Here is a 21969-nt window from a genome sequence, read left to right as displayed (position 1 = left end):
CAGTCCTAAACGCGCCACAAGCGCTTATCTTGGTTTCCAGGGATTACATAATGAAAAAAGCATTGCTGACCCTTTCTGCACTGGCTCTGTGCATGGCCGCCGGTACCGCATTGGCCAAGGAATACAAGGAACTGCGTTTTGGTGTCGATCCGTCCTACGCACCGTTTGAATCCAAAGCCGCCGATGGCAGCCTGGTGGGCTTCGATATCGACCTGGGCAATGCGATCTGTGCCGAGTTGAAGGTCAAGTGCAAGTGGGTCGAAAGCGACTTCGACGGCATGATTCCTGGGCTCAACGCCAACAAGTTCGACGGTGTGATTTCCTCGATGACCGTGACCGAAGCCCGTGAAAAGGCCATCGACTTCTCGAGCGAGCTGTTCTCCGGCCCGACGTCCCTGGTGTTCAAAAAAGGCGCGAACTATTCCACGCCTGAATCCCTCAAGGGCAAGTCCGTGGGCTATGAACAAGGCACCATCCAGGAAGCCTACGCCAAGGCTGTGCTGGACAAGGCCGGTGTGACCACCAAGGCTTACGCCAACCAGGACCAGGTTTACGCTGACCTGACTTCGGGCCGTCTGGACGCTTCGGTGCAAGACATGCTGCAAGCCGAACTGGGGTTCTTGAAGTCGCCAGCCGGCGCTGACTACGAAGTCAGCAAGGCCATCGACGACCCGTTGCTGCCTTCGAAAACGGCGGTCGGTATCAAAAAAGGTAACAAAGACCTCAAGGCCTTGCTCGATAAAGGTATCAAAGCGTTACACGATGATGGCACCTACGCCACCATCCAGAAGAAACACTTCGGCGACCTGAACCTGTACAGCGGTAAATAACACCCTGGCGCCCACTTGTTTTGCAGTGGGCGCTTTTTTATTGCCATCAGGTCCTGAATTCATGTTTGAAGATCTTTTGCAAACCCTGGGGCTGGGTGCCTTCAGCTTGAAGGGGTTCGGTCCACTGTTGCTGCAAGGTACGTGGATGACCGTCAAGTTGTCGGTCGCTTCCTTGGCCGTCAGCGTGCTGCTGGGCCTGCTCGGTGCCAGCGCCAAATTGTCCAGCGTGCGCGTGTTGCGCATCCCCGCCCAGCTCTACACCACTTTGATTCGGGGCGTGCCCGACCTCGTGTTGATGCTGCTGATTTTCTACAGCCTGCAAATCTGGCTGACCGGTTTAACCGACTTCATGGAATGGGACTACATCGAGATCGACCCATTCAGCGCCGGGGTGATCACCCTGGGCTTTATCTACGGTGCCTATTTCACCGAGACGTTTCGCGGCGCCATACTCGCCGTGCCCCGTGGCCAGCTGGAAGCTGCAACCGCCTACGGGCTCAAGCGCGGCCAGCGGTTTCGCTACGTGACGTTCCCACAGATGATGCGCTTTGCCCTGCCGGGTATCGGCAATAACTGGATGGTCATGCTCAAGGCTACGGCGCTGGTGTCGATCATCGGTCTGGCAGACTTGGTCAAGGCCGCCCAGGATGCGGGCAAGAGCACGTATCAGCTGTTCTATTTCCTGGTGGTGGCTGCGTTTATCTACCTGTTGATCACCAGTGCCTCCAACTTCGTCCTGCGCAGGCTTGAACGTCGCTACTCCGCCGGGTGCCGGGAGGCCGTACGATGATCGAACTTCTTCAGCAATACTGGCGCCCCTTCCTTTATAGCGATGGCCAGCACATCACCGGGCTGGCCATGACGATGTGGCTGCTCAGTGCCTCGTTGGTCATCGGGTTCCTGGTATCGATCCCGTTGTCCATCGCGCGCGTGTCGCGCAACCGCGCGGTGCGCTGGCCGGTGCAGTTCTACACCTACCTGTTTCGGGGGACGCCGCTCTATATCCAGCTGCTGATCTGCTACACCGGGATCTACAGCATCGCGGCGGTGCGCGAGCAGCCGATGCTGGACGCGTTCTTTCGCGATGCGATGAACTGCACAATCCTGGCCTTCGCCCTGAACACGTGCGCCTACACCACGGAGATTTTCGCCGGGGCGATCCGCAGCATGGCCCATGGCGAAGTCGAAGCCGCGAAAGCCTACGGCCTCAGCGGCTGGAAGCTGTATGCCTACGTGATCATGCCGTCGGCCCTTCGACGCTCGCTGCCGTACTACAGCAACGAAGTGATCCTGATGCTGCACTCGACCACCGTGGCCTTTACCGCGACGGTGCCCGACATTCTCAAAGTGGCGCGGGATGCCAACTCGGCCACTTATATGACCTTCCAATCATTCGGCATCGCTGCGCTGATCTATCTGACCGTGACCTTTGCGTTAGTCGGCCTGTTTCGCCTGGCAGAGCGCCGCTGGCTGGCCTTTCTCGGGCCGAGCCACTAAGGAGCGTGTATGCGTCATCAGGTGCATGAACTGATCGCGCCGGTGCCAGGAACCGCGCGGAAGATCCACAGTTTCCACTTCGGCCCGGAGCGGGCCGCAGGCAAGATCTACATCCAGTCGTCGCTGCATGCCGATGAGCTGCCGGGCATGTTGGTGGCGTGGCACTTGAAGGTGCGTCTGGCGGAGCTGGCCGCGGCCGGACGCCTGCGCAGTGAGATCGTACTGGTGCCCATCGCCAATCCGGTGGGCCTGGAGCAGGTGTTGATGGACATCCCGCTGGGCCGCTATGAGTTGGAAAGCGGGCAGAACTTCAATCGCCTGTTTGTCGACCTCAGTGAAGCGGTGGGGGATCAGGTCGAAAGCTTGCTTGGCGACGATCCCCTGCATAACGTCGATCTGATCCGCGACGCACTCTCCGCCGCCCTGGCCGAACAAACCTCCAGCACCCAATTGCAATCCCAACGCCTGTTGCTGCAACGCCTGGCTTGCGATGCGGATATGGTGCTGGACCTGCATTGCGACTTCGAAGCCGTGGCACACCTGTACACCACGCCCGAGGCCTGGCCACAGGTAGAACCGCTGGCGCGCTATATCGGCTCGGAGGCGAACTTGCTCGCGACCGATTCCGGCGGGCAATCCTTCGATGAATGTTTCACCTTGGTGTGGTGGCAATTGCAGCAACGCTTCGGCGAGCGCTTCCCGATTCCCATGGGCAGTTTTTCGGTGACCGTCGAGTTGCGCGGCCAAGGCGACGTCAACCACGGCCTGGCCGCCCTCGATTGCCAGGCGATCATCGACTACCTGATCCATTTCGGTGCAATTGCTGGCGACGCAGCACCACTGCCCGACCTGCCCTACCCGGCCACGCCGTTGGCTGGGGTTGAACCGGTTGCCACACCGGTGGGCGGCCTGCTGGTGTTCAGCGCCCTGCCCGGGGAATACCTGGAAGCCGGGCAATTGATCGCCGAAATCATCGACCCCATTTCCGACCGCGTAACGCCTGTGCACTGCCAGAAGGCCGGCCTGCTTTACGCCCGCTCGCTACGCCGCATGGCCACTGCCGGGATGGTCATCGCCCATGTCGCAGGCACCGAGGCCTACCGCAGCGGCTATTTACTTTCGCCTTGAGGATGCACGCCCCATGTACAAATTGACCGTTGAAGGCCTGCATAAAAGCTATGGCGACAATGAGGTGCTCAAAGGCGTCTCGCTCAAGGCCAAGACCGGTGATGTGATCAGCCTGATCGGCGCCAGCGGCTCGGGCAAAAGCACGTTTTTGCGTTGCATCAACTTCCTGGAAACCCCCAACGACGGCGCCATGACGCTCGATGGCCAGCCGATCCGCATGGTCAGCGACCGCCACGGCATGCGCGTGGCCGATGATGCCGAGCTGCAACGCCTGCGCACGCGGCTGGCGATGGTGTTCCAGCACTTCAACCTGTGGAGCCACATGAGTGTGCTGGAGAACATCACCATGGCGCCGCGCCGGGTGCTGGGCTGCAGCAAGAAAGACGCCGAAGACCGTGCCCGTCGCTACCTGGACAAAGTGGGTCTACCTGCGCGCGTGGCCGACCAATACCCGGCGTTTCTCTCCGGCGGGCAGCAGCAACGGGTGGCCATCGCCCGCGCGTTGGCGATGGAGCCGGAGGTGATGCTGTTCGACGAACCCACCTCGGCCCTCGACCCAGAACTGGTGGGCGAAGTACTCAAGGTGATCCAGGGCCTGGCCGAGGAAGGCCGCACCATGATCATGGTGACTCACGAGATGAGCTTTGCTCGCAAAGTGTCGAGCCAGGTGTTGTTCCTGCACCAGGGCCTGGTGGAAGAGCAAGGTGCGCCGGAAGATGTGCTGGGCAACCCCAAGAGCGAGCGCTTGCAGCAGTTTCTGAGTGGCAATCTCAAATGAACGTAATGCACACCCTGAAGGTGTGGCGCGTGCGACGTATATCGAGTTGCCAGCCGGTAATGGCGCAGGCACGAGAAACAATCTCCAGGCCGAACCCATAACCCTGCGACGAGGCTTGCTCAACACGATTATTGATGATCACCAAATGCTGCCTGGTGAGGATGACACGGACCTTGCCGGCACCGTGCTGGGCAGCGTTGCCCAGCAGGTTCTGCACCACGCTGCGCGCTATCGCCTCGCTTGTTGGCAGGGTAAGTGGCTCTGTACCGATAAACACCGAGGCGCTCGCAATGAGCGGGTAAAGCAGCTCAGATTTTTCGATCTGCTCAACGATGACAGCAGCCAGGTCAGTCGACTCTTGGCGCGGCGGGCTCGACTCACGAGCCAGGGATAAAAACAGCTCAATCGTCATTTTCATGGCTGCCAGTGCACCCTCCATGCGCAGCAGGCTGCGTGCCGCTTTGTCCGCCCCGCAGCCTGGCAGTCGAAGGATCGCCAAGCTGTTGTTCAGGATACTCAACGGGGTGCGCAGCTCATGGCTGACGTGTCGGGTGAAGGCCTGCTCGCGCAGCAGCGCAGCGTTTTGCTGGGCCACCAGTAACGACAGCGTGCGGCTCAACGCACCGATTTCATCCCGACGTTCAACCCCGCTGAAACAGGGCTGCCCGAGGGGTGATCGAGCCACCTCGGCGGCCAACTGACTGAGCGGCCGGGCGATTGTCCGAGCAATCGCGATGGCGAGAATCGCTCCCAGTATCAGGATCAACCCGGCCACCGCACACAGTAGCCCGAAGACCTGAGCCCGATAGCCTTCGGTTTGACTGAGGCTGGATTCATCCATGACCAGAACCAGCAACGCCGCTTCGCCGGCCACCGCACTCACCAGCACATGGATGTCGTCTTTCTCGATTTCATGGTGGCCGATGGGCAAGTGCCGGACGGCGACGGGCAGGTTGGCATCCGTCGACCAGTAGCCTTTCAGGTAGATCGCGTTGGGCATCACAGCAGCGCGGCCCGACTGGGCGTATTTTTCCTGGAATGCCTGTGACTCCAGGCTCAGATAGCTGGTGACGATGTAATCCTCGGTGAGGATCACTGCGGCCCAGATCAGCAAGCTATAGAACAGGGTGATCAGCACCGTGAACGGCAGCAGCGCATAAAGCATACGCGCGAAAAACGAGTCAATCGGTAATAGCAAGGCGATACCCTTTTCCGTGGACGGTGCGGATCAAGTCGTTACCGTGGGGTTTACCCAAGGCCTGCCTGAGTCGGTAGATGTAAGTGCGCAGTGCGTCACTGTCGGGCGAGTCGCCTGCTGGCCACAGCGCCGCCTCCAGGTTGCGACGGCTGACGGGATGCGGTGCCTCCTCTGCGAGCAGGCTCAACAGGCGGAACTGGAGCGCTGGCAGCACCGCGACGACACCGTTGTAACTGAAGGACTGAAGGGCCGGATCAAGGAAAAGGTCGCCCAATTGCCTGGGACTGTGCGACGGGCGCGCAGCCCTGCGGCGCATCAACGCGCGAATGCGCCACAGCAACTCCTGGGGCTCAAATGGTTTGACCAGGTAGTCATCGCCGCCGGCGGCATAGCCCTCCTCCTTGTCCGAAAGAGTGTCACGTGCGGTCAAAAAAAAAACCGGCGTCTGGTACTGCCGGCTACGCAGTTGGCGGCAAGTGTCAAAACCGCTCATGCGGGGCATTGCCACGTCCATCACAATCAGGTCGTACTCATGTTGCCGAACACGCTCCAGGCAACTCAGTCCATCGCGCGCAAAATCCAGGTCGTAACCAAACTCGGCTAAATAGTCCCCCAGCGACCCGGCTAATGCGTGATCATTCTCCACCAGTAATATTTCCATCAGAGCAAACTCCAACTTCATACACGATTGTAGGATTAATCCCTCAACTTCCAACTAAATCCCAACAACAGGCATAACCACACCTACCGCCAAGTGACATTTGATTCACATTCAGTCTTATACATTCCAGCCATGCCAAAAACACGTGGATTATTTATTCGTTACTTGGGGGCCGGTTTCATCGCCACGTTAACTCACCTGGTGATATTTGCCTGTTTGTTACCTTGGCGGGGCCCGACGTTTTCAACATTCTGCGCCGGGGCCACCGGGGCCGGTATCGCCTACTGCCTCAACAGGGCTTGGGTATTCGTCGAACGCCGCTGTATTGGATTTCGGTTCGCCGTCTGCGCCACAACCCAGGTTGCAACCAGCACGCTTATCGTCGGGTTACTGGCCCATTGGGGGATGCATGCGTATCTCGCCCAAATAACGGCAATGGCGATTGTTACCGTCCAGGGATTTATGATCAATCATTACTGGGTATTCAACCATGACATCAAACGCACACCTCGCCGCTGACTCTGGGCCCTCTACAGAACTTACGCTATTGATCCCCTGCTTTAACGAGCAGTGTGTTTTAGCACAGTTTCATGCGCGTCTCCTGAACGCAGTTGAACAATTAAATATCACGTTTGAAGTGCTTTATATAAATGACGGAAGCCAAGACGACACCGCCGCAATAATCGATCAGTTCTCCCTGGACCCGAGAATCAGAAGCCTGCACCTGAACCGTAACTTCGGCAAAGAGGCAGCCATGCGTGCCGGTATTAATGAAGCACAGGGCCGTGCGGTGATCATCTTGGATTGTGACCTGCAGGACCCACCCGAACTGGTCCCACTGATGGTGCAGGAGTGGCGCAAGGGTTTTGAAATCGTAAACATGCAGCGCCGTTCACGGCATGGCGACTCCTGGCACAAGCGCGTGACTGCCAGGTGCTATTACGCCGCAATGGACCAGTTGATCGACGGCTTCGATGTGCCCCGGGAGGTCAGTGATTTCCGGCTGATCGGGCCCAATGCGCTGGCCGCCATTCGCGCCATGGACGACAACGCTGGCGTCCTGAAAATACTGGTCAGTTGGCTCGGCTACCCCACCACCGAAGTCAATTACGACCGCAAGCCCCGCCAGGCGGGCCAAACGAAATGGTCGACGTTGTCGCTGCTAAACCTCGGGGCCGACTCGATCCTTGCCTTCTCCACGCGCCCCTTGCGGCTTTATAGCTACGTGAGCGGGATCAGTTTTTTACTCGGTTCTCTGTGGATAGCCGGGGTCGCAACATTTGGCGAACCCACCTACCAGCACTTGCTGATGCAGGCGATCTTGCTGCTGTGCCTGGGTACCGCGGTGGTCGGCGAGTACGTCGCCAGGGTGCTGGCCATCATCAGTCCCAGACCCAACTCCCTGTGCAAACGAGAACAACCTTGAATTCATCCACGCATTTATAAGGCTACCGGCATGAACCCTTCCGTTTCCATTCGCTTGCTCTGGGGAACCTTGCTTTGTGTGCTGCTCGTGCGCCTGGGGACACTTGGGCTGTATCCGCTCATGGATACATCAGAAGCGCGCTATGCGGAAATTGCCCGCAAGATGCTCGCATCCAATGACTGGATCACACCGATGTTCGATCACTACGTTCCATTCTGGGGCAAGCCGCCGCTGTCGTTTTGGGCCCAGGCCCTGAGTATGAAAGTGTTCGGCATTCACGAATTTTCCAGCCGCTTTTCGAGCTGGCTGCTGCACGCCGCGAGCTGTCTGTTGATCGTACGCTTTGCCAGCCAAGAGCGAAGCCTACAGGTCGGATTGACCGCCGCAATCATCTATTCGACGTGCACGCTCGGGTTTCTTTCAAGCGGTGCCGTGCTGACCGACGGAGCCCTGGTATTCGCCCTGCTGCTCGCGCATTTTGGCCTGTGGCGCGGGCTGATGCACGGCGATCGCGGGTGGGCCTTGGCTGGCTTTCTCGGGCTGGGCCTGGGCCTGCTCGCGAAAGGCCCTCTGGCCTTGGTACTGATTGCAATGCCTGCAGCCATATGGCTGGCAGTCACCGCCCATTGGCGCCGCTTGTTGGAGCTACCCTGGTTATCGGGCAGTGCGCTGACCCTCGGCGTGGCATTGCCCTGGTATTGGCTTGCGGAGCAGAAAACACCTGGGTTCCTGGAATACTTCATCGTCGGGGAACATTTAAGTCGCTATGCCATCAGCCAATGGCAAGGAGACCTTTACGGCAGCGCGCATGCGCAGCCGTTGGGGATGATCTGGCTGCACTTGCTGGGCGGGCTACTGCCTTGGGCGCTTTTTTTACCGCTGCTGATAAAGCTACGCGGGCACCTTGAGGATCAGCCCGAATACTTCATCTTTGTGCTGGGATGGGCTGTTTCCGCGCCATTGTTCTTTACCATGTCCACCAACATTCTTTGGACCTATGTGCTGCCAGCGCTGCCCGCCTGGGCATTATTGCTGGCCGATGTGATCTGTCGAAACATCCGTGGGACAGTAATCGCCGCCATCGCACTGGTGTTGCCGGTGGTGGGCTGCGGCTTGATCATCAGCGGCAAGGCGTCCGACCGCCCCCAGAACCAGAAAAACATCGTGGGACTCTGGAAAGCGCAACAGGCTTCGGCCCCCGGCGATCTGATCTATCTGGGTGCGCGCTCCTATGCCGCCGAGTTTTACAGCGCCGGGTGGGCACGCAACTACAAAACCCCACAACAGTTTCATCTGGCAGAGCCCTTCTACCTGGTGCAACGCATGGACAAGCTGCAACCGCTGCCGTTTACCTGTCATACCGTGGGCCAGGCCAACGGCTCGCAACTGCAATACTGTCGCGATGGCCAGCTTTAGTTAAACCTTTGGTGCAACGGGAGGGTCTGTGGAATAAGCCCCCCAGAGCGTTAACTGCCGCATGCCTCTTCACAACGACTACGCCAGGCAATGGTTTGCAGCTCAAGGCTGGAAGCCGTTCGCGTTCCAGAAAGACGTATGGCGGGCGGTCAGGGAAGGCTGTTCGGGCTTGCTGCACGCCAGCACCGGCGCAGGAAAGACCTACGCCCTGTGGTTTGCCGCCCTCAATCGTTTCGCCATCAGCCGCGCGCCCACGCCCGGGAAACGCAAACCGCCTGCCGAACCGCTGACCGTGCTGTGGGTTACGCCCATGCGCGCCCTCGCCGCCGACACCGCACGCGCCCTGGAAGCGCCGCTTGCGGCCTTGCAGATTCCCTGGAGCATCGGCCTGCGCACCGGCGATACCAGCAGCAGCGAGCGTGCGCGCCAGACCCGCCGCCAGCCCACGGCACTGGTGACCACCCCGGAAAGCCTGACGCTGATGCTCGCCCGCGCCGACAGCGAAGCGAGCCTGGCGCACCTGCGCATGGTGGTGGTGGATGAATGGCACGAGCTGATCGGCAACAAACGTGGCGTGCAGTTGCAACTGGCATTGGCACGGCTGCGGCGCTGGCACCCGGATCTGATGGTGTGGGGTATTTCGGCGACACTGGGCAATCAATCCCACGCGCTGGAAGTCCTGGTCCCACAAGGTGGAGGGATCAATGTGCAGGGGCAAACCGCCAAGGAACTGCAGGTCGACACCCTGCTGCCACCGGTTGCCGAGCGTTTTCCCTGGGCCGGGCATATCGGCTTGAAGATGCTGCCGCAAGTGGTTGCCGAGGTGGACGCCAGCAGCAGTTGCCTGGTGTTCACCAATACGCGGGCACAGTCGGAAATCTGGTATCAGGCGTTGCTCGACGCGCGTCCCGATTGGGCCGGGGTGATTGCCCTGCACCATGGTTCGCTGTCACGGGAAACCCGCGACTGGGTGGAGCGAGCTCTCAAAGACGGCCAACTCAAGGCCGTGGTGTGCACCTCGAGCCTGGACCTGGGGGTGGATTTCCTACCGGTAGAGCGCGTATTGCAGATCGGTTCGGCCAAAGGCGTGGCGCGCCTGATGCAACGTGCCGGGCGCTCGGGGCATGCGCCTGGGCGACCATCGCGGGTGACGCTGGTGCCGACCCATAGCCTGGAGCTGGTGGAAGCTGCGGCAGCGCAGGATGCGATCGCCGAGCGGCGCATCGAAGCGCGGGAATCGCCCCACAATCCGCTGGACGTTCTCGTACAGCATCTGGTGAGCATGGCGCTGGGCGGCGGGTTTACACCGGACGCGCTGTTGGCGGAAGTACGCGAGGCCTGGGCGTACCGCGACCTGACAGATGAAGAGTGGGCATGGGCCTTGGGTTTTGTGCGCCATGGCGGTTTGTCCCTGACCGCTTATCCCGATTACCGGCGCGTAGAGCCAGACGAACACGGCATCTGGCGTGTGCCCGATGCACGGTTGGCGCGTCGCCATCGGATGAGCGTGGGCACCATCGTCAGTGATGCGAGTATCCAACTGAAATTCTGGAGCAAGGGCGGCGGCGGCAAGAACCTGGGCAGTGTCGAGGAAGGGTTTATCGCGCGACTCAAGCCGGGTGATGGCTTCTTGTTTGCCGGACGCTTGCTGGAGTTGGTGCGCGTGGAAAACATGACCGCCTACGTACGCCGCAGCACCGCTAAAAAAGCCGCCGTGCCGCGCTGGAATGGCGGGCGCATGCCACTTTCCAATGAATTGGCGCAGGCGGTCGTCGAGCGTTTTGATGCGGCGGCACACGGGCACTTTGACGGCCCGGAGATGCGGGCAGTGCAACCGCTATTGCAGACTCAGTTGCGCTGGTCCGGCTTGCCGACAAGGTCGCACTTGCTGGCAGAAGCGTTGAAGTCCCGAGAGGGCTGGCACCTGTTCCTCTACCCTTTCGCCGGGCGCCAGGTGCACCTGGGGCTGGCGAGCCTGCTGGCATGGCGGGTCAGTCAGCAGCACGCCGTGACCTTTTCGATTGCGGTCAACGATTACGGGCTGGAGTTGTTGAGCGCCACCGAGTTGGATTGGCCTGCGTTGCTGGACGATGCGCTGCTGAGCCCTGAGCATTTACTGCATGACGTCGCGGCCAGCCTGAATGCAGGGGAATTGGCCCTGCGTCGTTTTCGCGAGATCGCACGCATTGCCGGGCTGGTGTTTGCCGGCTACCCGGGGGCGCCAAAGAGCACTCGACAGGTGCAGGCATCCAGCGGCTTGTTCTTCGAGGTGTTCAAACAATATGACCCGCAGAACCTCTTGCTCACCCAGGCAGGGGAAGAAGTCCTGCGAGACGAGTTGGATATTCGTCGCTTGGAAGAGACATTGCACCATCTGTCGGCACTGAAACTGGACCTGCACCTGATCGAACGGCCTACCCCCCTGGCCTTCCCACTGCTGGTGGAGCGGATGCGCGAAAGCATGAGTTCGGAAAAACTCTCGGAGCGCATTGCGCGGATGGTCAAGGACTTGGAAAAAGTCGCAGATAACGGGAAGCGCTGATGCATTGCTCACTGCTGCTTGAGGGTGAAGAACTGTGGTTGCTGGCGGATAGGGCGGTGTACTGGCCCGCGCGCCGCTGCCTGTTGATTGCCGACGTGCATTTCGGCAAGGCTTCGGCTTATCGCAGCCTGGGGCAACCGGTGCCGCAGGGGACCACCACTGCCAACCTGGAGCGACTGGACCGGCTGTTGTCGGCGCATGCATGCGAGCACGTGATATTTCTCGGGGACTTCCTGCACGGCCCCGGCTCTCACGCCAGCGGCACCTTAAGCGCGTTGCGGGCCTGGCGCGAGCGTCGTGCGGGGCTACGCATGACCCTGATTCGCGGCAATCACGATAAACGCGCGGGGGACCCACCGCGGGACCTGAACATTGAGGTGGTTGCAGAGCCACTGTTGATGGGCCCCTTTGCCTTGCAGCACGAACCAGACGCTCATACCAGCCACCACGTACTAGCGGGGCATGTGCATCCGGTGTATCGCTTGCGCGGCAAGGGCCGGCAGAGCTTGCGCCTGCCGTGTTTCCAGATCGGCACGCGACTCAGCCTGCTGCCTGCATTTGGCGCGTTTACGGGTGGGTATGCGGTGGAACAGGACAATGACCGCCGAATCTTTGTGATTGGCGATCATGAAGTCTGGCCAGTGGGCTAGGGATCAGGCGACAGGTGCAGGAGGTGGCTCGTCCGGCAACGTCGGCTCACCGGGTTCGGTAGGCTGGGGGTAATCCGGCTCAGGTTGGCCGGGAATGCCGCCCGCGTAGGCGGGGTCGGCCATCAGGGACCAGGCCAGAACGCCAATCTGGTTGGGTTCAAGCCGGGCAAGTTCGGCGCTGATTCGCGGGTTGATCTTCATGAAGTACTCCTCAAGCGTGGCTCGGCGCGTTTTGCACGCGCCGAGGCAGTACACCCAATAGAGTCACTTCCCGCAGACAAATTCCCTTTACGTGTAAGAGCTTTCGATCAAGCGCGTGGGAGAGTGACGCCGCGCTGGCCCTGATACTTGCCTGCACGGTCTTTGTACGACACTTCGCAGGCTTCGTCGGACTGCAGGAACAGCATCTGCGCCACGCCTTCGTTGGCGTAGATCTTCGCCGGCAAGGTGGTGGTGTTGGAGAATTCCAGGGTCACGTGGCCTTCCCACTCCGGTTCCAGCGGCGTCACGTTGACGATGATGCCGCAGCGCGCGTAGGTGCTTTTACCCAGGCAGATGGTCAGCACATCACGGGGAATACGAAAGAACTCCACGGTGCGTGCCAGGGCGAACGAGTTGGGAGGAATGATGCAGACGTCGCTCTTGACGTCGACAAAGCTCTTTTCGTCGAAGTTCTTAGGGTCGACGATCGCCGAGTTGATGTTGGTGAACACCTTGAATTCATCGGCGCAGCGTACGTCGTAACCGTAGCTTGAAACACCATAAGAAATCACCGGGGCATCGCCCTGGCCACGGATCTGCCGCTCGACGAACGGTTCGATCATGCCGTGCTCTTGCGCCATGCGGCGAATCCACTTGTCCGATTTGATGCTCATGGCGGGTGTCCTGAATAGCGAGGTGGAAAAATTCTGTGGGGCATCTTACCGGGGCCGGCGTTGGGGTTCAAAGGCCACGGGACTTTTGTTGATGAATGTCCTGAAGGAGGTGCTAGTGCTAAAGCCGCAGCCAGCGGGGCCGGCGTCCGCATTGCCACACCTAGAGACTGTAAATACCACCGCCAGTCACGAAAATGGAGAAACCTTCGGAAATACCATTGGCACGTCCCGGAAAAAGGGTTAAGGTGGCGCCACTGTGCTGCTTGTGTCACTGAGAATCTCTACACGATATGTTGAATTTCGATCCAACCATCTCCAAGAATTTTTCCTGCTCTTTGCACTCAGTCTCGGCCAGGGCTTTTCCTGAGTCGCAGTTAACTTTGTCCAAGGAGATACACCATGTCTAATCGCCAAACTGGTACCGTTAAGTGGTTCAACGATGAAAAAGGCTTCGGCTTCATCACTCCACAATCCGGTGACGACCTGTTCGTTCACTTCAAAGCTATCCAATCCGACGGCTTCAAAAGCCTGAAAGAAGGCCAACAGGTTTCTTTCATCGCTACCCGCGGTCAGAAAGGCATGCAAGCTGAAGAAGTTCAAGTTATCTAACTTGTACTGACTTAGTCGAAAAGACCCCGCCCTTAAAAGCGGGGTTTTTTTATGCCTATCGTTCGGGAATGCCTCTTGTGACGCTTTGCGTCATGCCTTGGGACGCAGAGCGTCCGAGGCTGCATTCCCACGCAAAGCGTAGGAACGATCAGCGCACAGCAAAACGCCCGGTGCATTCCCATGCACCGGGCGTTTTGTCATAGCGATCGAATCAATCGTTATTGAAACAACGACTCACTCGACAAGCCATTCTTCTCCAGGATCTCACGCAAGCGCTTGAGCCCTTCTACCTGGATCTGCCGCACCCGCTCACGGGTCAGGCCGATCTCCAGACCTACGTCCTCCAGGGTACTGCTCTCATGACCACGCAGACCGAAGCGGCGAATCACCACCTCGCGCTGCTTGTCCGTGAGCTCAGACAGCCACTGGTCAATGCTTTGGGAAAGATCATCGTCCTGCAGCAGCTCACAGGGATCTGTAGGGCGATCATCCGTCAGGGTGTCCAGCAGGGTTTTATCCGAATCCGGACCCAGCGAGACGTCGACCGAAGACACCCGCTCGTTCAGGCCAAGCATGCGCTTGACCTCCCCTACCGGTTTTTCCAGCAGGTTGGCGATTTCTTCGGGCGAAGGTTCATGATCGAGTTTTTGAGTAAGCTCACGCGCCGCCCGCAGGTAGACGTTGAGCTCCTTGACCACATGGATCGGCAAACGAATCGTACGGGTCTGATTCATGATCGCCCGTTCGATGGTCTGGCGAATCCACCAGGTGGCATAGGTTGAAAAGCGGAAGCCCCGCTCAGGGTCGAACTTCTCCACCGCCCGGATCAAGCCCAGGTTGCCCTCCTCGATCAGGTCGAGCAGCGACAGCCCACGATTGACGTAGCGTCGGGCGATTTTCACCACCAGGCGCAGGTTGCTTTCAATCATGCGCTTACGCCCAGCCGGATCGCCCTTCTGCGACAAACGCGCAAAATGGACTTCTTCTTCGGGAGTAAGCAGAGGGGAAAAGCCGATTTCATTGAGGTACAGCTGGGTCGCGTCGAGCGCCCGTGTGTAGTCAATGTACTTGTGTTGCTTTAACGCGGTGGAGTTCTTGGACTTGGTGCGAACTGAAGGTACAGCAGGTCCCTCATTCGACATCGATTCCGTAGCAATGCCGGTCTCCATAAGGAGAACCTCATCGTCGATGTCAAACTCCGGCGCTTCTTTACTGAGAGCCATTGTTATAGTCCTTTGGTGAGTTCGACCTCAAGCTCTAGCGACGCCTTTATCCTTGGCAACGCTTGAGCCTGTTCCTTCTACGTGAGGGAACAGGCTGGCAACATATCAACGACGGGGTAGGAATTGCAGCGGATCTACAGGCTTCCCTTGACGGCGAATCTCAAAGTGCAGTTTCACCCGGTCTGTACCAGTTGACCCCATTTCGGCAATTGTCTGTCCGACTTTGACCTGCTGCCCCTCCCGAACCAACAGCCTACGGTTGTGGCCGTAAGCACTGACGTAGGTATCGCTGTGTTTGATGATGACCAGCTCGCCGTAGCCCCGTAAACCACTCCCGGCGTACACCACTGTCCCATCAGACGCAGCTAAAACAGGCTGTCCCAAATCTCCGGCGATATCAATGCCTTTATTCAAACTACCGTTTGAAGAGAATTTTCCAATCAGTACACCGTTCGAAGGCCATCCCCAGCCCGTCGGAGCAGGCCCTGCAGGGGGCAAAGGCGCCGGCGCGGGCTTGCTCGCAATCGTTGGCGAGGCAGTGCCTGCTGGCCTTGTGATGATGGTGGTTTTGCTCGAAGACGACGGTGAAGAAGCGGTGTTTGTCACCACCGTGGTAGGCGTTGAACCGGTGCGGCCGTCAAAGCGAATCGTCTGACCCGGATGTATCGTGTATGGCACAGGAATATTGTTACGAGCTGCAAGCGCCTTGTAATCCCAACCATAACGGAAGGCGATCGAGAACATCGTATCGCCCTTGCGTACCACATATTGTCCGGTGGTCACTGTCGGCTTTTGCGGCACGGCATTATTGCGATCAACCACCCGCGCACCGTTGTTTGACGTGCTCGAGCACGCGGCCAACAGGGAACTCAAGACAAGGCCAAGCACCAGTCGCTGAAAGCTTGTTTTACTCATACGCTGCGCAAGACCTGTGAGACTCACCCGCCGCTCCCTTTGTGGTGGCTGAACATGAATGCCTGTATCAGGCTTGAAATATGACGCAAGTATAACTGGGCATTGGAGTTTTACCGGCACACGACTGAAACGAAAAATTCATCGTGATTAAACCAGCGCACTCATCATGTTGACTCTATAAACCCCGCTGTAAGACACATCCCCGCCAACAGAATTCACTGCAGACGAACAAATGATCAGGCCAGCGGGCCATTGAGCAACGGTACGAAGCGCACGGCGCCAAGTACATGCCGTGAAAAACCTTCGTCCTCACGAATAATGAGCATCAATTGTTGCACTTCGCCGGAGCCCACCGGGATGACCAACCGCCCGCCAGGCGCCAGTTGATCGAGCAACGCTTGCGGTACATCGGTGGCCACTGCGGTAACGATGATGCCGTTATAAGGTGCCAGCGCTGGCCAACCCTCCCAGCCATCGCCCCAACGGAACACCACATTGCGCAGGTTCAACTCCGCCAGGCGCTCCTTGGCTCGGTCCTGCAGGACCTTGATGCGCTCCACCGAAAACACCCGCTCCACCAGTTGCGACAACACCGCTGTCTGGTAGCCAGAGCCCGTGCCGATCTCCAGCACCTTGTCCAACGGGCCCGCCGCCAACAGCAGCTCGCTCATGCGCGCCACCATGTAAGGCTGGGAAATAGTCTGGTTGTGGCCAATGGGCAGCGCCGTATCTTCATACGCACGGTGGGCCAAGGCTTCATCGACAAACAGGTGCCGAGGCGTGCGTCGGATCACTTCCAGCACCTGGGCGTTGGACAGCCCCTCTTCGTACAAGCGCTGGATCAGACGCTCGCGGGTGCGCTGGGAGGTCATCCCGATACCCCGGCGCAGCAGGTCGTCTTGTTCGCGAGCCATCAGTTCAAAGCCTCCAGCCAGCCATCGAGACTACTGAAGGCATCACTGAAGGTGCGATCAAGTTGCAGCGGGGTAATCGAAACATAACCTTGCATCACCGCATGAAAGTCCGTGCCTGGGCCGCCGTCTTCGGCATCGCCCGCTGCGGCGATCCAATAGCCTTCCTTGCCACGCGGGTCGACCACCTTCAACGGAGCCGCAGCACGAGCACGATGGCCCAGGCGGGTCAGTTGGATACCGCGAATATGGTCGAGAGGCAGGTTGGGAATATTGACGTTGAGTACCGTGCGCGGCGGCAGGTCCAGGGAGCCATGGGCCTCCACCAGCTTGCGCGCGAAGTAGGCGGCAGTGGGCAGGTTGTCCAATTGGCGCGAAGCCAATGAAAAGGCGAACGAAGTACGCCCGAGGAAGCGCCCTTCGAGAGCCGCCGCGACGGTGCCGGAATACAGCACATCATCCCCAAGGTTTGCACCCAGGTTGATGCCCGAGACTACCAAGTCCGGCTCCTGATCCAACAAACTGTTGATTGCCAGGTGCACGCAGTCGGTGGGGGTACCGTTCACGCTGATAAAGCCATTGGCCAGAACCTGCGGGTGCAGGGGACGGTCGAGCGTCAGCGAACTGCTGGCGCCGCTCTTGTCCTGGTCGGGGGCAACCACCACGCACTCGGCGTAATTCTGCAGCGCGGCATAGAGCGCGGCAAGACCGGGTGCGGTGGCACCGTCATCGTTTGATATCAGAATACGCATGGGCTGTCCGTCTGCCCCACCGGCACCAGATCAACAAGCTCGCGCACCAAGACAGTGGCGAAGCATCCGGCCGGCAGGACGAATTCCAATTGCAGAATGTCAGGACCGGGATAATGCCACGTCAACCCGCCAATGGGCAGTCGCAGAATGCGACGTTCCTGGCTCATGCCGGCATTCACCAGCCAATCGCGCAGGTCGGCTTCACCGGCAGCAACCGCTTGTTCCAACTCATGGGTTGCACCTGTGGCCGGCGAGTCACCCTCGCCCCACTGTGGCCCGGTCGGATGCAGGTCCAGGATCGCCAGCCGCGGGTCGCTGCATTCAGCCTCCCCCGCCGGAAAAAAACTGCGACTGTCGGTAAACGCCAGCAGGTCGCCGACCTGGGCGCGCTGCCAGGAACCATCGGCAACACGCGCCGCCAGCACCTTGTTAAACAGGAAGCTACGCGCGGTGGACAACAGCCGCGAACGCACATTGCGCTGCTCCGGCAAGGCCTTGCGCGCAGCCCACTCACGGGCATCAACGACATTGCCACCATTGTGGCCAAACCGCTGGGCACCGAAGTAATTGGGAATGCCGTGTTGTGCAATCAGTTGCAACCGCGCGTCGATGGCGGCGGTATCACCGGTGAACTGAGTCAGGCGCAAGGTGAAACCGTTGGCCGAATGCGCACCGCGTTGCAGCTTGCGCTTGTGACGGGCAGTCTTGAGGATCTTGAGGGTGTCGTTTTCCGCCGCACTCATGTCTGGGTCGGCCTTGCCCGGCAGTTGCACGCTGAACCACTGGCGGGTCAACGCCTGGCGATCCTTCAGCCCGGCATAGCTGACGGTACGCAACGGCACACCAGCGGCCTTGGCGATACGCCGTGCGGCTTCCTCGGTGTTCAGGCCACGCTTTTCCACCCACAACCACAGGTGCTCACCCTCGCCGGTCAGCGGGATATCGAGCACTTCATCGACCTGGAAATCTTCAGCCGTGGCTTTCAGTACCGCGCTGCCCAAGGCTTCGCCGTAGGCCCGAGGGCCTAGCAATTGCAAGTCATTCATGCGCGCAGCAACAAGGCAACGGAGTGCACCGCGATGCCCTCTTCACGGCCGGTAAACCCAAGCTTTTCAGTGGTAGTGGCTTTCACGTTCACTTGATCCAACTCAATGTGCAGATCCGCAGCAATCAACGCGCGCATCGATTCGATGTGGGGCGCCATTTTCGGCGCCTGGGCCACGATGGTGTTATCAACATTGCCGACCTTCCAGCCCTTGGCATGGATCAAGCCGACCACATGGCGCAGCAGTACACGGCTGTCCGCCCCCTTGAAGGTCGGATCGGTGTCTGGAAAGTGCTTGCCGATATCACCCAACGCCGCCGCGCCGAGCAAGGCATCGCTCAAGGCATGCAACACTACGTCGCCGTCGGAATGAGCCAGCAACCCATGGTGGTGCGCAATGCGCACGCCGCCCAAGGTGATGAAATCGCCTTCAGCGAAACGGTGCACATCGTAGCCATGGCCAATACGCATAAAAAAACGCCCCGATTTAATTCAGGGCGTGATTCTACCTACTTTTGCCTCACATTAACCGAGCAAAGCACGCCCGTGATGACGCAAATGGTCTTCGATGAAGCTGGCGATGAAGAAGTAGCTGTGGTCATAACCGGGTTGCAGGCGCAGTTCCAATGGATGGCCGGCCGCCTTCGCAGCTTGTTGCAAGGCCTCAGGCTTGAGTTGCACGGCAAGGAAATCATCGCGATCGCCCTGGTCTACCAGCAATGGCAGCTTTTCCGAGGCCTCGCTGATCAGCACGCAGGCGTCCCATTCGCGCCATCTGGAGCGCTCTTCCCCCAGGTAACGGGAGAAGGCTTTCTGGCCCCAAGGGCAATCCATTGGGTTGTTGATCGGCGAAAACGCCGACACCGACAGGTAGCGCCCAGGGTTGCGCAAGGCACACACCAATGCGCCATGGCCGCCCATGGAATGGCCACTGATGCCGCGCTTGTCCGAAGCCGGGAAATGCGCTTCAACCAACGCCGGCAATTCCTGCACCACGTAGTCATGCATCCGATAATGCTTGGCCCAGGGCTCCTGGGTGGCATTGAGATAGAAGCCCGCGCCCAGGCCAAAATCCCAAGCGTTGTCCGGGTCGCCCGGCACGCCGGGACCGCGTGGACTGGTGTCCGGCGCGACGATAATCAGCCCCAGTTCGGCGGCCATGCGCTGGGCACCGGCCTTTTGCATGAAGTTTTCGTCGGTGCAGGTCAGTCCGGACAGCCAGTACAACACCGGCAACTTGCCGCCCTGCTCCGCTTGCGGCGGCAGGTAGACGGCGAAGGTCATGTCGCAACCGAGCACATCGGAATGATGCTTGTAGCGTTTATGCCAGCCGCCGAAGCTCTTCTGGCACGACAGGTTTTCCAGACTCATGGCCGACCTCAGAAGTGGATGACGGTACGAATGCTCTTGCCTTCATGCATCAGGTCAAATGCTTTGTTGATGTCTTCCAGGCCCATGGTATGGGTGATGAAGGTGTCCAGCGGGATTTCGCCGGTCTGGGCCATTTCCACGTAGCTTGGCAATTCGCTGCGACCGCGCACGCCACCGAAGGCCGAACCGCGCCAGACGCGACCGGTCACCAACTGGAAGGGGCGTGTGGAAATTTCCTGGCCAGCGCCAGCCACGCCGATGATTACCGACTCACCCCAACCTTTGTGGCAGCACTCAAGGGCAGCACGCATCAGTTGTACGTTGCCGATACATTCGAAGGAAAAGTCCACGCCACCGTCAGTCAAATCGACAATCACATCTTGAATTGGGCGGTCGTAGTCTTTCGGGTTGATGCAGTCGGTCGCGCCCAGTTGCTTGGCGATTTCGAACTTGGCCGGGTTGATGTCGATGGCGATGATGCGACCCGCCTTGGCCTTTACCGCGCCAATCACCGCCGACAGGCCGATACCGCCCAGGCCGAAGATGGCCACGGTGTCACCTGGCTTGACCTTGGCGGTGTTGATTACCGCACCGATACCGGTGGTGACGCCACAGCCCAACAGGCAGACCTTTTCCAGCGGCGCTTCTTTGGGAATCTTGGCCACGGAAATTTCCGGCAGCACGGTGTACTCGGAGAAAGTCGAGGTGCCCATGTAGTGGAAAATCGGCTGGCCTTTGTAGGAAAAACGCGTGGTGCCGTCCGGCATCAGGCCTTTGCCCTGGGTGGAGCGAATGGCCTGGCACAGATTGGTCTTGCCCGACAGGCAGAATTTGCACTTGCCACATTCCGGGGTGTACAGCGGGATCACGTGGTCGCCAACAGCCACCGATGTCACGCCCTCGCCGATGGCTTCAACCACCGCACCGCCTTCATGGCCAAGGATCGACGGGAAGATACCTTCCGGATCGGCGCCCGACAGCGTGTAGGCGTCGGTATGGCACACGCCGGATGCGACCACGCGCAACAGCACTTCGCCAGCCTTCGGCATAGCGACATCCACTTCAACGATTTCGAGGGGCTTTTTGGCTTCGAAGGCTACGGCGGCGCGGGACTTGATCATCCGGGTTTCTCCAAGGGGTTAAAAACTGAGGAGGTGAGTGTAAATCACGGCCCATTGATTAATAATCCAGACAAAAGCAAAACTTTATTGCTGTACAGGGATAATTACCATGCTGGAAAACCGCTGGGAAGGCATCGATGAGTTCGTCGCGGTGGCAGAATGCAGCCAATTCACGGCGGCGGCGGAGCGCCTGGGGGGGTCGTCATCCCATATCAGCCGGCAAGTAGCACGCCTGGAAGAGCGCCTGCAGACGCGGTTGCTGTACCGCAGCACGCGCAAAGTCACGCTGACCGAGGCCGGGCAAACCTTTTTGCAACACTGCCAGCGTTTGCAGGACGGTCGAGAAGAAGCCTTGCGCGCCGTCGGTGATCTCACCAGCGAGCCCAAGGGCATGTTGCGCATGACCTGCGCCGTGGCCTACGGCGAGCGGTTTATCGTGCCCTTGGTGACACGCTTCATGGGGTTGTACCCGCAGCTGCGGGTGGATATCGAACTGAGCAACCGGCAACTGGACCTGGTACACGAAGGTCTCGACCTGGCGATTCGCCTTGGACGCCTACAGGATTCGCGCATGGTCGCCAGCCGCCTGGCGCCCCGGCGCATGTACCTGTGCGCCTCGCCGTCATACCTGGCGCGATATGGCCGGCCCCATAGCCTGTCGGAATTGAGCCGGCATAACTGTCTGATCGGGGGCTCTGACATTTGGCAATTGGCCCAGGAAGGGCGCGAATTTTCCCAGCGGGTACAGGGAAACTGGCGCTGCAACAGTGGGCAGGCAGTGCTGGATGCAGCGTTGCAGGGGGTGGGCTTGTGCCAGTTGCCGGACTATTACGTGCTGGAGCATCTGCACAGTGGCGCGCTGGTGTCGTTGCTGGAGGCGCATCAGCCGCCGAATACGGCGGTGTGGGCGCTGTATCCGCAGCAGCGGCATTTGTCGCCGAAGGTGAGGAAGTTGGTGGATTTCTTGAAGGAAGGGTTGGCTGGGAGGCCGGAGTACCGCGGATGATTATGGGGGCTTGTA

Annotated in this window: 24 protein-coding genes; 12 read left to right on the top strand and 12 right to left on the bottom strand. The window is 59.4% G+C overall.

All coding sequences use genetic code 11. From position 1 onward, the window contains the following. The first annotated feature begins 50 nt into the window (after positions 1–50). The 5 genes from HF257_RS11430 to HF257_RS11410 all read left to right on the top strand — a co-directional run bounded on the left by HF257_RS11430 (position 51) and on the right by HF257_RS11410 (position 4233). Positions 51–830, top strand: coding sequence for a transporter substrate-binding domain-containing protein (locus HF257_RS11430; protein WP_065903021.1), 780 nt, complete (start codon positions 51–53; stop codon positions 828–830). Between the two features lie 61 nt (positions 831–891). Further along, the gene (locus HF257_RS11425; RefSeq protein WP_185707343.1) at positions 892–1620 is read left to right on the top strand and encodes an ABC transporter permease; all 729 of its coding nucleotides are present in this window, start codon (positions 892–894) and stop codon (positions 1618–1620) included. Then, positions 1617–2327, top strand: a complete 711-nt coding sequence (locus HF257_RS11420; protein ID WP_185707345.1) for an ABC transporter permease — start codon at positions 1617–1619, stop codon at positions 2325–2327. The genes HF257_RS11425 and HF257_RS11420 overlap by 4 nt, the downstream gene beginning before the upstream one ends. Before the next feature lie 9 nt (positions 2328–2336). Next, on the top strand, positions 2337–3455 hold the full coding sequence (locus HF257_RS11415) for a succinylglutamate desuccinylase/aspartoacylase family protein (RefSeq protein ID WP_185707348.1): 1119 nt from the start codon (positions 2337–2339) through the stop codon (positions 3453–3455). Between the two features lie 13 nt (positions 3456–3468). Then, positions 3469–4233 carry an ABC transporter ATP-binding protein gene (locus HF257_RS11410; RefSeq protein ID WP_016976886.1) on the top strand — a complete coding sequence of 255 codons (765 nt, stop codon included), beginning with the start codon at positions 3469–3471 and terminating at the stop codon, positions 4231–4233. On the opposite strand, the gene HF257_RS11405 is transcribed toward HF257_RS11410, so the two are convergent. Then, positions 4226–5431, bottom strand: coding sequence for a sensor histidine kinase (locus HF257_RS11405; RefSeq protein WP_185707350.1), 1206 nt, complete (start codon positions 5429–5431; stop codon positions 4226–4228). The two genes, HF257_RS11410 and HF257_RS11405, sit on opposite strands and share 8 nt — an antisense overlap. Further along, positions 5415–6092 (bottom strand): response regulator transcription factor, encoded by a 678-nt coding sequence (locus HF257_RS11400; protein WP_185707352.1) that lies wholly within the window; start codon positions 6090–6092, stop codon positions 5415–5417. Before HF257_RS11400 ends, HF257_RS11405 begins: the two co-directional genes overlap by 17 nt. Before the next feature lie 132 nt (positions 6093–6224). Between HF257_RS11400 and HF257_RS11395 the strand changes: the two genes are divergently transcribed. From HF257_RS11395 to pdeM, 5 genes are all read left to right on the top strand, one after another. Then, positions 6225–6611 (top strand): GtrA family protein, encoded by a 387-nt coding sequence (locus tag HF257_RS11395; RefSeq protein WP_185707354.1) that lies wholly within the window; start codon positions 6225–6227, stop codon positions 6609–6611. After that, on the top strand, positions 6583–7518 hold the full coding sequence (locus HF257_RS11390) for a glycosyltransferase family 2 protein (protein WP_185707356.1): 936 nt from the start codon (positions 6583–6585) through the stop codon (positions 7516–7518). Before HF257_RS11395 ends, HF257_RS11390 begins: the two co-directional genes overlap by 29 nt. Before the next feature lie 120 nt (positions 7519–7638). Then, positions 7639–8934: an ArnT family glycosyltransferase gene (locus HF257_RS11385; protein WP_233100286.1), complete on the top strand. Its 1296-nt coding sequence runs from the start codon at positions 7639–7641 to the stop codon at positions 8932–8934. A 61-nt stretch (positions 8935–8995) separates the two neighbouring features. Further along, positions 8996–11476 carry a ligase-associated DNA damage response DEXH box helicase gene (locus tag HF257_RS11380; RefSeq protein ID WP_185707360.1) on the top strand — a complete coding sequence of 827 codons (2481 nt, stop codon included), beginning with the start codon at positions 8996–8998 and terminating at the stop codon, positions 11474–11476. Further along, positions 11476–12126 carry a ligase-associated DNA damage response endonuclease PdeM gene (pdeM, locus tag HF257_RS11375; protein ID WP_185707362.1) on the top strand — a complete coding sequence of 217 codons (651 nt, stop codon included), beginning with the start codon at positions 11476–11478 and terminating at the stop codon, positions 12124–12126. The genes HF257_RS11380 and pdeM overlap by 1 nt, the downstream gene beginning before the upstream one ends. A gap of 3 nt (positions 12127–12129) precedes the next feature. Here the strand turns inward: pdeM and HF257_RS11370 are convergent, their stop codons facing one another. Then, positions 12130–12327, bottom strand: coding sequence for a hypothetical protein (locus HF257_RS11370; RefSeq protein ID WP_065886112.1), 198 nt, complete (start codon positions 12325–12327; stop codon positions 12130–12132). A 107-nt stretch (positions 12328–12434) separates the two neighbouring features. After that, positions 12435–13001 (bottom strand): dCTP deaminase, encoded by a 567-nt coding sequence (gene dcd, locus HF257_RS11365; protein ID WP_010212421.1) that lies wholly within the window; start codon positions 12999–13001, stop codon positions 12435–12437. Positions 13002–13400: 399 nt separating this feature from the next. Between dcd and HF257_RS11360 the strand changes: the two genes are divergently transcribed. Beyond that, entirely contained in the window at positions 13401–13610 is a 210-nt protein-coding gene (locus HF257_RS11360; protein ID WP_002554837.1) for a cold-shock protein, read from the top strand. A 218-nt stretch (positions 13611–13828) separates the two neighbouring features. Here the strand turns inward: HF257_RS11360 and rpoS are convergent, their stop codons facing one another. The 8 genes from rpoS to HF257_RS11320 form a co-directional block, all read right to left on the bottom strand. Next, a complete protein-coding gene (gene rpoS, locus HF257_RS11355) occupies positions 13829–14833 on the bottom strand; it encodes an RNA polymerase sigma factor RpoS (RefSeq protein WP_025855149.1) in 1005 nt (334 codons plus the stop codon). 105 nt (positions 14834–14938) lie between these two features. Then, positions 14939–15775, bottom strand: a complete 837-nt coding sequence (locus tag HF257_RS11350; protein ID WP_185707364.1) for a peptidoglycan DD-metalloendopeptidase family protein — start codon at positions 15773–15775, stop codon at positions 14939–14941. Positions 15776–15984: 209 nt separating this feature from the next. Continuing rightward, entirely contained in the window at positions 15985–16620 is a 636-nt protein-coding gene (locus tag HF257_RS11345; protein ID WP_177325361.1) for a protein-L-isoaspartate(D-aspartate) O-methyltransferase, read from the bottom strand. 41 nt (positions 16621–16661) lie between these two features. After that, positions 16662–17411, bottom strand: coding sequence for a 5'/3'-nucleotidase SurE (gene surE / locus HF257_RS11340; RefSeq protein ID WP_185707366.1), 750 nt, complete (start codon positions 17409–17411; stop codon positions 16662–16664). Next, positions 17399–18457, bottom strand: coding sequence for a tRNA pseudouridine(13) synthase TruD (gene truD / locus HF257_RS11335; protein WP_185707368.1), 1059 nt, complete (start codon positions 18455–18457; stop codon positions 17399–17401). Before truD ends, surE begins: the two co-directional genes overlap by 13 nt. After that, the gene (gene ispF, locus HF257_RS11330) at positions 18454–18927 is read right to left on the bottom strand and encodes a 2-C-methyl-D-erythritol 2,4-cyclodiphosphate synthase (RefSeq protein WP_025855145.1); all 474 of its coding nucleotides are present in this window, start codon (positions 18925–18927) and stop codon (positions 18454–18456) included. Before ispF ends, truD begins: the two co-directional genes overlap by 4 nt. Positions 18928–18981: 54 nt before the next feature. Beyond that, positions 18982–19827, bottom strand: a complete 846-nt coding sequence (gene fghA / locus HF257_RS11325; protein WP_185707370.1) for an S-formylglutathione hydrolase — start codon at positions 19825–19827, stop codon at positions 18982–18984. Between the two features lie 8 nt (positions 19828–19835). After that, positions 19836–20948: an S-(hydroxymethyl)glutathione dehydrogenase/class III alcohol dehydrogenase gene (locus tag HF257_RS11320; protein ID WP_110623477.1), complete on the bottom strand. Its 1113-nt coding sequence runs from the start codon at positions 20946–20948 to the stop codon at positions 19836–19838. A gap of 109 nt (positions 20949–21057) precedes the next feature. Between HF257_RS11320 and HF257_RS11315 the strand changes: the two genes are divergently transcribed. After that, a complete protein-coding gene (locus tag HF257_RS11315) occupies positions 21058–21954 on the top strand; it encodes a LysR substrate-binding domain-containing protein (protein WP_185707372.1) in 897 nt (298 codons plus the stop codon). Positions 21955–21969 lie beyond the last annotated feature (15 nt).

Source organism: Pseudomonas cremoris (assembly GCF_014230465.1).
The sequence above is the reverse complement of the archived record's forward strand: the minus strand, read 5'-3'. Positions and strand labels throughout refer to the sequence as shown.

Bases quoted from the DNA above. Each gene is read 5' to 3' on its own strand.
- HF257_RS11430 (WP_065903021.1), top strand. From the start codon at position 51: ATGAAAAAAGCATTGCTGACCCTTTCTGCACTGGCTCTGTGCATGGCC.
- HF257_RS11425 (WP_185707343.1), top strand. From the start codon at position 892: ATGTTTGAAGATCTTTTGCAAACCCTGGGGCTGGGTGCCTTCAGCTTG.
- HF257_RS11420 (WP_185707345.1), top strand. From the start codon at position 1,617: ATGATCGAACTTCTTCAGCAATACTGGCGCCCCTTCCTTTATAGCGAT.
- HF257_RS11415 (WP_185707348.1), top strand. From the start codon at position 2,337: ATGCGTCATCAGGTGCATGAACTGATCGCGCCGGTGCCAGGAACCGCG.
- HF257_RS11410 (WP_016976886.1), top strand. From the start codon at position 3,469: ATGTACAAATTGACCGTTGAAGGCCTGCATAAAAGCTATGGCGACAAT.
- HF257_RS11400 (WP_185707352.1), bottom strand. From the start codon at position 6,092: ATGGAAATATTACTGGTGGAGAATGATCACGCATTAGCCGGGTCGCTG.
- HF257_RS11395 (WP_185707354.1), top strand. From the start codon at position 6,225: ATGCCAAAAACACGTGGATTATTTATTCGTTACTTGGGGGCCGGTTTC.
- HF257_RS11390 (WP_185707356.1), top strand. From the start codon at position 6,583: ATGACATCAAACGCACACCTCGCCGCTGACTCTGGGCCCTCTACAGAA.
- HF257_RS11385 (WP_233100286.1), top strand. From the start codon at position 7,639: ATGGATACATCAGAAGCGCGCTATGCGGAAATTGCCCGCAAGATGCTC.
- HF257_RS11380 (WP_185707360.1), top strand. From the start codon at position 8,996: ATGCCTCTTCACAACGACTACGCCAGGCAATGGTTTGCAGCTCAAGGC.
- pdeM (WP_185707362.1), top strand. From the start codon at position 11,476: ATGCATTGCTCACTGCTGCTTGAGGGTGAAGAACTGTGGTTGCTGGCG.
- HF257_RS11370 (WP_065886112.1), bottom strand. From the start codon at position 12,327: ATGAAGATCAACCCGCGAATCAGCGCCGAACTTGCCCGGCTTGAACCC.
- dcd (WP_010212421.1), bottom strand. From the start codon at position 13,001: ATGAGCATCAAATCGGACAAGTGGATTCGCCGCATGGCGCAAGAGCAC.
- HF257_RS11360 (WP_002554837.1), top strand. From the start codon at position 13,401: ATGTCTAATCGCCAAACTGGTACCGTTAAGTGGTTCAACGATGAAAAA.
- rpoS (WP_025855149.1), bottom strand. From the start codon at position 14,833: ATGGCTCTCAGTAAAGAAGCGCCGGAGTTTGACATCGACGATGAGGTT.
- HF257_RS11345 (WP_177325361.1), bottom strand. From the start codon at position 16,620: ATGACCTCCCAGCGCACCCGCGAGCGTCTGATCCAGCGCTTGTACGAA.
- surE (WP_185707366.1), bottom strand. From the start codon at position 17,411: ATGCGTATTCTGATATCAAACGATGACGGTGCCACCGCACCCGGTCTT.
- truD (WP_185707368.1), bottom strand. From the start codon at position 18,457: ATGAATGACTTGCAATTGCTAGGCCCTCGGGCCTACGGCGAAGCCTTG.
- ispF (WP_025855145.1), bottom strand. From the start codon at position 18,927: ATGCGTATTGGCCATGGCTACGATGTGCACCGTTTCGCTGAAGGCGAT.
- fghA (WP_185707370.1), bottom strand. From the start codon at position 19,827: ATGAGTCTGGAAAACCTGTCGTGCCAGAAGAGCTTCGGCGGCTGGCAT.
- HF257_RS11320 (WP_110623477.1), bottom strand. From the start codon at position 20,948: ATGATCAAGTCCCGCGCCGCCGTAGCCTTCGAAGCCAAAAAGCCCCTC.
- HF257_RS11315 (WP_185707372.1), top strand. From the start codon at position 21,058: ATGCTGGAAAACCGCTGGGAAGGCATCGATGAGTTCGTCGCGGTGGCA.